At 61.1% G+C, this 8,597-nt stretch carries 9 protein-coding genes; 3 read left to right on the top strand and 6 right to left on the bottom strand.

Annotated features, from left to right (window positions below):
* The 4 genes from VJR68_RS16995 to VJR68_RS16980 form a co-directional block, all read right to left on the bottom strand.
* A partial coding sequence (locus VJR68_RS16995; RefSeq protein WP_324149710.1) for a sugar-binding domain-containing protein occupies positions 1-1,173 on the bottom strand: 1,173 nt, incomplete at its 3' end.
* Positions 1,174-1,774: 601 nt separating this feature from the next.
* Positions 1,775-2,179, bottom strand: a complete 405-nt coding sequence (locus VJR68_RS16990) for a cupin domain-containing protein (protein WP_324149709.1) — start codon at positions 2,177-2,179, stop codon at positions 1,775-1,777.
* A 14-nt stretch (positions 2,180-2,193) separates the two neighbouring features.
* Entirely contained in the window at positions 2,194-3,213 is a 1,020-nt protein-coding gene (locus VJR68_RS16985) for an alpha/beta hydrolase (protein ID WP_324149708.1), read from the bottom strand.
* A 38-nt stretch (positions 3,214-3,251) separates the two neighbouring features.
* Positions 3,252-3,659: an organic hydroperoxide resistance protein gene (locus VJR68_RS16980; protein WP_324149707.1), complete on the bottom strand. Its 408-nt coding sequence runs from the start codon at positions 3,657-3,659 to the stop codon at positions 3,252-3,254.
* A gap of 877 nt (positions 3,660-4,536) precedes the next feature.
* On the opposite strand from VJR68_RS16980, the gene VJR68_RS16975 reads away from it, so the two are divergent.
* On the top strand, positions 4,537-5,277 hold the full coding sequence (locus VJR68_RS16975) for a response regulator (RefSeq protein ID WP_324149711.1): 741 nt from the start codon (positions 4,537-4,539) through the stop codon (positions 5,275-5,277).
* Complete coding sequence (locus VJR68_RS16970) at positions 5,274-6,599, top strand: HAMP domain-containing sensor histidine kinase (RefSeq protein ID WP_324149706.1); 1,326 nt, start codon at positions 5,274-5,276, stop codon at positions 6,597-6,599. Before VJR68_RS16975 ends, VJR68_RS16970 begins: the two co-directional genes overlap by 4 nt.
* 73 nt (positions 6,600-6,672) lie before the next feature.
* Here the strand turns inward: VJR68_RS16970 and VJR68_RS16965 are convergent, their stop codons facing one another.
* Positions 6,673-7,221, bottom strand: coding sequence for a hypothetical protein (locus VJR68_RS16965; protein ID WP_324149705.1), 549 nt, complete (start codon positions 7,219-7,221; stop codon positions 6,673-6,675).
* A gap of 353 nt (positions 7,222-7,574) precedes the next feature.
* Here VJR68_RS16965 and VJR68_RS16960 point away from each other — a divergent pair, with 353 nt between their 5' ends.
* Entirely contained in the window at positions 7,575-8,276 is a 702-nt protein-coding gene (locus tag VJR68_RS16960) for a YceI family protein (protein WP_324149704.1), read from the top strand.
* Here the strand turns inward: VJR68_RS16960 and VJR68_RS16955 are convergent.
* Positions 8,273-8,597 (bottom strand): hypothetical protein (locus VJR68_RS16955; protein ID WP_324149702.1); only part of this gene is annotated, 325 nt, incomplete at its 5' end. The genes VJR68_RS16960 and VJR68_RS16955 overlap by 4 nt on opposite strands.

Genomic DNA, 8,597 nt, shown 5'->3' with positions numbered 1-8,597 from the left:
GCGATCGGGCAAGGCGGCGCCGACGCCGGCATGATCCTGGTGGTTGCAGGTGCCTTGGATCTTGAGCGGCTTGCCGTTCAAGAAGAAACCGTGGTCGGGATCGAAATGAGCCGTACGAATGCCGAACGGAATATGCTCGCCGTCGCGCACGCTGCCGTCGACAAGCACTTTCACCAGCGCGGTGTAGAGATGCGGTTCGTCGAGCGACCAAAGTACAGGGTTTTGGACGTTTGCGTTGGCGCGATAATCCAGCGATGTATTCGGCGCAATCGCCTGCGCAGGTGATGTTGCCTGTGCAACCGTGCGGCCGGAGGCATCGACGATGATCCATTCAAGCGAAGCATTGACCGGATGCTCGTGCTGATTCTCGACGACAGTCGCCAACTCAAGCGCGGCGGCGTCGCCTTGTACGGTGGAGCGCACCACGCTTTCCCATTTGGCCAGGTGCACGGGATCCGTCTTGGTCAACCACACGTGGCGATAGATGCCGGCGCCTTCGTAGAACCAGCCATCGCCAAAACTGGCGTCGACGCGTATGGTGATAACGTTCTTGCCGCCGTAGTTGAGGAAATCGCTAAGGTCGAAGCGGAACGAGGTATAGCCGTCGTCATGTCGGCCGATGTAGCAGCCGTTGACGAACAGCATGATGTCACGCATCGCACCGTCGAATTCGATCCAGATGCGGCGTCCGCGATCGCTCTCGGGAATGGTGAACGTGCGGCGGTACCAGCCGACGCTGGTAGCCGGATAGCGGCGCCCAAGCGGCTTGTAGCCGTGCGAGGTCATGCGATTGTCTTCGTCGCCCTTGTCGTCGTGCACGAAGGGTAGTTCCACCGCCCAATCATGCGGCAGGTTCAGGTTGCGCCAGTTGCCCGCATTGAACTCGGCGGTGGCGATCTTGAACGCGCCCGTCTTTGAAAAATCGCTCTGGTTGAAACCGAAATCGAAGTCTTTGCTCGGGTCGTCGCCGTTGCCGAAGGCGAACTGCCAGCCGAAATCGAACAGCAGTTGCTCGCGTGGCGCCAGGGCGGTCGTGCTTTGCGGCGGCAGTGCCCAGGGTGGTGTGCCGGCCATGGGCTTGCCATTGCTTGCCAACACGAAGCGCGGCAGCAAGCCGGCACCGACCAATCCAAGACCTGAAATGACGAAAGTGCGACGGGTGATGTCAATCATGCGAATCACGATCTCCAAAGGTAGAACCTGCCGGTGCCATGCCGGAGAAGATGGCCGATGACGACATGACAGCGCCAGATCGAGTGATGTCCTGCTGACTGCAGAAGGCATACAGAGTCATCGCCTTCCGAGGCCGCACCATACCAAAGAACGTGTGACGCGTGCCGCCGTGCCGTAGGCTGGGATGAAATCCCAGCATCATGATGCCAAGCGCAAGCTGGGATTTCATCCCAGCCTACGATGCCGACGATGCGCGAAAAAAGCGAAAAAGCGTGCGGAAAAGATAGGGTTTCACGCGGTGTCGCCCCTCACCCCAACCCTCTCCCCGAAGGGGAGAGGGAGCCAATCGCGGCACGTATCGTCATAACCGACATGACAAGTCTGACGTTTGCAAGGAGACGCAAATTTCTTGCCAGGCAGCAGTGTGCTTTCGCTGGAATGATGGCGCGGCAAGATGGGCTCGCTTCGCCCGCGTACCGTCTTGACCCTACCGCACCAACCTGACCATCGTCGTCCCGGCGAAAGCCGGGACCCAGTGACTTTGAGTATCTAAAAGTCGCTGGAATGACGAAGGGGATGGCTGTTTTTTGTGGGTGGAGGTTTACTTCACCACTTCAACCAGCGGCTTGCCGATGGGAACGATATAGGTGCCAAGCTCTGCCGCAACGGTATGCCCCACGTTGGTAGCGCTATGCACGACTCCTGTTGGCACAAACAGTACGTCACCCGCCTTGAGCGTCATGGGCGGCTTGCCTTCAAGGCGGTACTCCAGCGTGCCCTCGATGACGTAGATGATTTCCTCGCCAGGGTGCCGGTGATTGGGCGCGGTCACGCCGGGATCGATATCGACACGCAGCTGGATTTCCTCGTAACCCGGCATGCCGAGGTTATGTCGCGACAATTCCTGCCGATGCGTTCCTTGCAAGGTTTGCGCTGATGCCGCTTGCGGTGCAACGACACTGATTACGGTGATGAACATTGCAAGCCCGATGATGGATGTCTTCATGGCATAGCCCTCGCTCAAAGATGATCGGCATCGATCACGGCTTGCGTGAACGCTTGCGGTGCTTCTTGCGGCAGGTTGTGGCCGATGCCGCCGGTGACCAGCCGGAACTGATACTTGCCGGTGAAGTGCTTGGCATAGGTTTCCGGCTGCGGATGTGGCGCGCCGTTGGCGTCGCCTTCCAGGGCGATCGTCGGCACCGTGATGGCAGGGAATTGCGCCAGGCGCTGTTCCAGCGGTGCGTACTTGGCTTCACCATTGGCCAAGTCCAGGCGCCAACGATAGTTGTGGATGGTGATGGCGACCTGATCCGGGTTGTTCAACGCCGCTGCGCTGCGTTCGAAGGTGGCGTCGTCAAAGTTCCACTTGGGCGAAGCGAGCTGCCAGATCAGCTTGGCAAAATCGTGGTGATACTTTTCGTAGCCGATGCGGCCACGCTCGGTGGTGAAGTAATACTGATACCACCATTGCAGTTCGGCCTTCGGCGGCAACGGCGTCTTGCCGGATTCCTGGCTGCCGATCAAATAGCCGCTTACCGTCACCAGCGATTTGACGCGTTCCGGCCACAAGGCGGCGACGATGTCCGCCGAACGCGCACCCCAGTCAAAACCGCCCAGCTCCGCACGCTGGATGTGCAGCGCATCCATAAAGTCGATCACATCCTGCGCCAGGGCCGCCGGTTCGGCGTTGCGCATGGTGCTGTCCGACAGAAAGCGCGTATCGCCGTAGCCGCGTGCATAGGGCAGCAGCACCCGATAGCCCTTCGCTGCCAGTGCCGGCGCGACGTCTGCATAGCTGTGGATGTCATAGGGCCATCCATGCAGAAGAATCACCACCGGGCCATTGGCCGGCCCCATCTCGGCATAGGCAACATCCAATACGCCGGCGTGCACGTGCTTCAACGGGCCCCATGGGTCGGGCGATAGCGCTTGCGAGATGGATGATGGGGCCGACTGCTCGTCGGCATAGGCGGCCGAAGCAAGGCCGGTGAGGCTCAGGCCCAGGGCTGCGGCAAATGCCAAGTATGTGCGTTTCATGGTGATCTCCTTGGACGTGGACGGCGGAATGGAAAGATTCAAATCACGGTGATGACGGCTTGGATGTTGCCGCGCGTCGCTTTCGAATAGGGGCAGATCTGGTGAGCGCGCTCGGCGACGGACAGAGCGACGGCGTGGTCCAGCCCCGGCAGGCTTACGTTGAGGCGTGCCTGCAGGGAGAAGCCTCGTTCCACGTCATTGACCAGGTCGACTTCCGCGTCCACCGATGTGTCGACAGGCAACGTAACGCCCAATTCCTGCGCCGCACGGCCCATCGCGCCGATAAAGCAGGCGGACCAACCGGCGGCGAACAATTGCTCCGGATTGGTGCCGGCACCGTTGGAGCCGGGAAGCGAGAGCTTGATGTCGAGGCGGTTGTCGTCGCTGCGCGCCTGGCCGTTGCGGCCGCCGGTGGTGGTGGTCTTGCCGGTGTAGAGGATGGACATGATCAGTTTTCCCAAGTGGTCGGATGGCCGCCTCGTCGCGAGGTCCTGGCCGGTGTGCATAGGAAACCGCGGCGTCGTATCCCGGTTGTGTCCGGGCAAGCGCCGAATGGCATCGAAATGTATGGCGGAGGGGGATCGATACGTTTTGATACAAACGCCGGGCGACGCGGTAGGTTCAATGCTCCGAACTTAAGGATTTTCCGCCTGCCGGAAACCCTGATTCGTCATTCCGGCGAAGGCCGAGGCGCTTTACAACAGCGAAGCTGGTCAATCCATGCTTCGTATTGACGATGGATTCCGGGCTTCGCCCACTACTGTCCGGGGAAATTTTTTTTAATTGATTAGGTCTCGACACGTAGCCCGACGGCGAAAATTCTTCTCGTAAATTCAACGGCACCGAAAATCGTCGCCCCGGCGAAAGCCGGGGCCCAGTGTCTTCGGCGAAATGCAAGTCGCTGGGTGATTCGCTCCGCTCACCCCTTTCGGGGCCGTCCATTCGGACGTTCTCCGCGCTTCGCGCTGCGTCCGGCTTTCGCCGGGACGACGATCCATCAAGCGTTACGGCGAATGCAACGATTTTTCCCCGGACAGCAGTGGGCCTTCGCCGGAATGACGGGTTTGGGTTCTGCTGCGACTGGAAGAACCTTGGGTTCGGAGCATTGCCTGGAGGTTGGGGTGAGGCAACGCCGAACCCCAACATCGGGGTGCCGGCATGCGATACGGAGCTGCAAGGACGCCGCTGATACAAACCGATACAAAAAGCCATCGAAGCGGACACGTTCCAGATAAGGCGGGGAGATTTCATAGGCGTCATGGCCGCGCCCTGGTCGATTACCATGCCGGCAGAACCGCAACGCAACCTTGAGAGCGCATGCCTATGGACCACGTCGACAATATCCTCGTCGTCGATGACGATCGCGAGATCCGCACGGGTGTCATGGAGTACCTGCGCAAGAACGGCCTGCGCGCCAGTGCGGCCGTCGATGGCCGCGACATGTTCGCGCAACTGGATACCTCGGCGTTCGACCTGGTGGTGCTGGACATCATGATGCCCGGCGACGATGGCCTGGTGCTGTGCCGCACCTTGCGCAGCGGCAAGCATCGCGCGCTGCCGGTCTTGCTGCTGACCGCGCGTGACGATGAAACCGATCGCATCATCGGCCTGGAAATGGGCGCGGACGATTACGTGGTCAAGCCGTTTTCGCCACGCGAGTTGCTGGCGCGCATCAAGGCCGTGATTCGCCGCACGCGCATGCTGCCGCCGAATCTGCGCATCACCGAAACCACCGACGTGCTCTCGTTCGGCCGCTGGCGGCTGGATACCACCGCACGCCATCTGCTGGACGAGGAGGGCACCATCGTGCCGCTGAGCGGGGCGGAGTTTCGATTGCTGCGCGTGTTCCTGGATCATCCGCAGCGGGTACTGTCGCGCGACCAGTTGCTCAACCTGACGCAGGGCCGGGATGCGGAGTTGTTCGATCGTTCCATCGATCTATTGGTAAGCCGCCTGCGCACGCGGCTGGAAGACAACGCCAAGGAGCAGTCGTACATCAAGACCGTGCGTAGCGAAGGGTATGTATTCAGCATGCCGATTACCTTGCCCGGAGATGGCGCGTGAATCACGTGTCTTCCATCGCCCCAAAGCGCTGGCTGCCGCGCAGCATGGCCACGCGTATTTACCTGATCATCTTTATCGGCCTGATGCTGGCGCAGGGGCTTTCTTTTGCGGTGATGTTGCATGAGCGCTACCAAAGCGCCACGGCGACCATGTTCGATACGGTCGAGCATGAAGTTGCCACGTCGGTTGCCATGCTGGATCGCTTGCCGGTCAGCGAACGCGCTGGCGCATTGAGTCTGCTGGAACGGGACAACTATCGTTTCGTGCTGGGCCACGGCCAGCCGGGCGCGCTGTTGACGAGCAAGCGCTCATGGGGGCTGGTGCATCGGATCGAGAAAGAAGTCGGCCCCGGCTATCGCGTTAAGGCCGATTCGATCTCGACGCAGCCGGAGCGCTATCAAGTGCATTTCACCCTGCGCGATGGTTCGCCGCTTACGCTGGTAGTGATGCCGCACGGCGTGCCGCCGGTCGCGCAATGGCTGCCGATGGTGCTGGTGCTGCAGTTGATATTGCTGCTGGTGTGCACGTGGCTGGCCGTGCGCCTGGCCACGCGGCCGCTGGCGCAATTGGCGCACGCCGCAGAAACCATGGCGCCGACGGCAGATGGTCCGCGCATGAGCGAGGAAGGTCCTGCCGAGGTGGCGCAGGCGGCCGTCGCCTTCAACACCATGCAGGAACGCATCGCCCGCCACCTCAAGGAACGCCTGCATATTCTTGCTTCGATCTCGCATGATCTGCAGACGCCGATCACCCGCATGCGCCTGCGTGCGGAATCGCTGGACGACGGCGAGGAACGCCAGAAGATTCTGCGCGACCTGCACGAGATGGAGCATCTGGTGCGCGAAGGCGTGGCATACGCACGCAGCGCGCATGGCGGCGCGGAGGTGCCCGTGCGCATGGATGTGAAAGCGTTCCTGGAAAGCCTGGTGTTCGATTACCAGGACATCGGCAAGCCCGTCACGCTGGCGGAATCCATCGGCGGTGCCGCCATGGTTCGCCGGCAGGCACTGCGGCGCGTGCTGGGTAATTTGATCGACAACGCACTCAAATACGGCGGCACGGCGGAAGTCAGCGCGTGGCGCAGCAAGGATGGCGGCATGTGCATGGCCGTGTGCGATCGCGGGCCAGGCATTCCCGAGGATCAACTGGAGCAGGTGTTGCAGCCGTTCTATCGCCTGGAAGGTTCACGCAGCCGCGATACCGGTGGCACAGGTCTGGGCTTGGCGATTGCCGCGCAGTTGACGCGGGCGATTGGCGGGAACCTTCAGCTGTCCAACCGCGAGGGCGGTGGGCTTGCAGTGATGGTTACCTTGTCCGAATAACGTAGGCTGGGATGAAATCCCAGCATCTGAAAACACAACTAAAGCCGGGATTCATCCCAGCCTGCGATCGCGCTCAAAGAAACTTGGCAAACGTATCGATCGGCCGGACCTTCAACGCATCAAGGTCCCACGCGAGCAGATTCGCGATGGCCGTGGTATCGGCATGGATCTGCCGACGCTGGCCGGAGAACAGGCGCAGAACGCGGTTGCGCCATTGCGCTTGCGTCTGCAGTTCAAACGTAATCGCCGCCGCGGCGATACGCGTGAGGTCGCTGGTCGAATCCATGCTGATCGCTGCACGCGCAATCGCGATCAAGCGGTCATGCGACACCAACTGATCCACGCGCTTTTCGATGGAGAAGGATTTCGAGCTGCGGTTATTGCCGGGCTCAAGCACCGCGTGATAGAGCAGGGCGCACAGCACGCGCTCCACGCGACGCGCCAGGCGGTGCTCCGGCGGATCGAGTTCCACCGCATTCGTTTCAATGGTATGTGCCTGATCAACCCACGACCCGCGCGGACGGGCGCCCGCATCCCGTGGGGTACGCCGAGCCGGCCACAGCGGAATCACGTTGCTCGGCACGTTGCACTCGGCTTCGATCAGGAAATTAGTGGTCTTCATGGCACGTTTCCATGCATCGGGCGTGCCAGGCGACGCCCTTGGGAGGCTATCGGCCGCCGGCGCAGGTACTTGACCCCCAACTCGCCCGCGGCGGACGGCTTGGCCCGGGCCACCGCCACAGGCCGGGCAGGCATTTACGCCACTGTGAACGGCCGGGCCTGATCGGTTACCGTGCTGCCCGGGCCGGTGTCGCTGGGGGTGAGTTGCAGCCCATTCGCGTCACATGCCGTCTTCACAAATATGCGCAGGAGACAGCTTTGCGGCACATGTCGATTTATCCGCCCGCCGTTCGTTGCATGCAGGAAGGCGCACCCCCGATAGGGAAACATCCACTCGATACGGAACGACTTGTCATGAGCCACACCATCCGAACTGTTCTGCGCCCGTTTGCAGCCGGCGCCGTTGCCATCTTGCTGGGCATGCATGGCCCCGCATCCCGCGCAGCCGACACCGCACCGCCCGCCATGCCCGCCATTACCGCGCCCACGGCCGGCGTGTACCACCTCGACAAGTCCCATGCGAGCCTGCTGCTTCGCGTAAGCCATATGGGATTTTCGACATACACCACGCGCTTCAGCCGCTTCGATGCCACTTTGACGTTTGATCCCGACAACATCCCCGCATCCAAGCTTGACGCCACCATCGAATCGGCATCGTTGGAAATGGATGCGGCACCGAAGATGTGCCTGGATATCGTGAAAGGACCGCAGCTGCTCGACACGGTCAAGTATCCGCAGATCGTTTTCCGCTCGGAAAAAATCCGCATGACGGGTGCCAAGACGTTTGAAATCGCGGGCACGCTGGCACTGCACGGCGTCACCAGGCCACTGGTTCTGACCGCCACGTACAACGGTGGCTACGGCGGCATGCCCGACATGGATCCCCATGCGCGCGTCGGCTTTTCCGCGCACGGCTCTTTCAAGCGCTCCGATTTCGGCATGGCCTTCGGCGTCCCTGCACCCGGCACCACGATGGGCGTAGGCGACTTGATCGACCTGACGATCGAGGCCGAGTTCAGCGGTCCGGCCTTGAAGGCTGCCGCCGCATCGCATTAAACCCCCGCACCAACCTGAAGTAGGCTGGGATGAAATCCCAGCATCCACAAAGCCACCGGAAAGCTGGGATTGTCATCCCAGCCTTGTATCTTGTTTTTGTGGCGGCCAGCTACCGTCACATGGCTTAGAGGAAGCTCGCTCCCAGCCTTAAGGGCCAACCTTGCGGCGTAGATAAAGCCCTCTAGCAGGCTGTTGAGAAACGCATCCGCTTTGGCACAATCATAGCCAGTATCAATCGCAAGGGTTTGATGGTGCGCGGATTGGATGTGCAACAGCTGGGTATGTTCTCGTATGTGTCGGTGGAGGAACGTGTGCCGAAGG

Origin of the sequence: Dyella sp. (genome assembly GCF_035277725.1) — a bacterium.
Classification (GTDB): Bacteria; Pseudomonadota; Gammaproteobacteria; order Xanthomonadales; family Rhodanobacteraceae; genus Dyella_B.
Note: the sequence above shows the minus strand (reverse complement) of the source record. Positions and strands in the feature narration are given on the sequence as shown.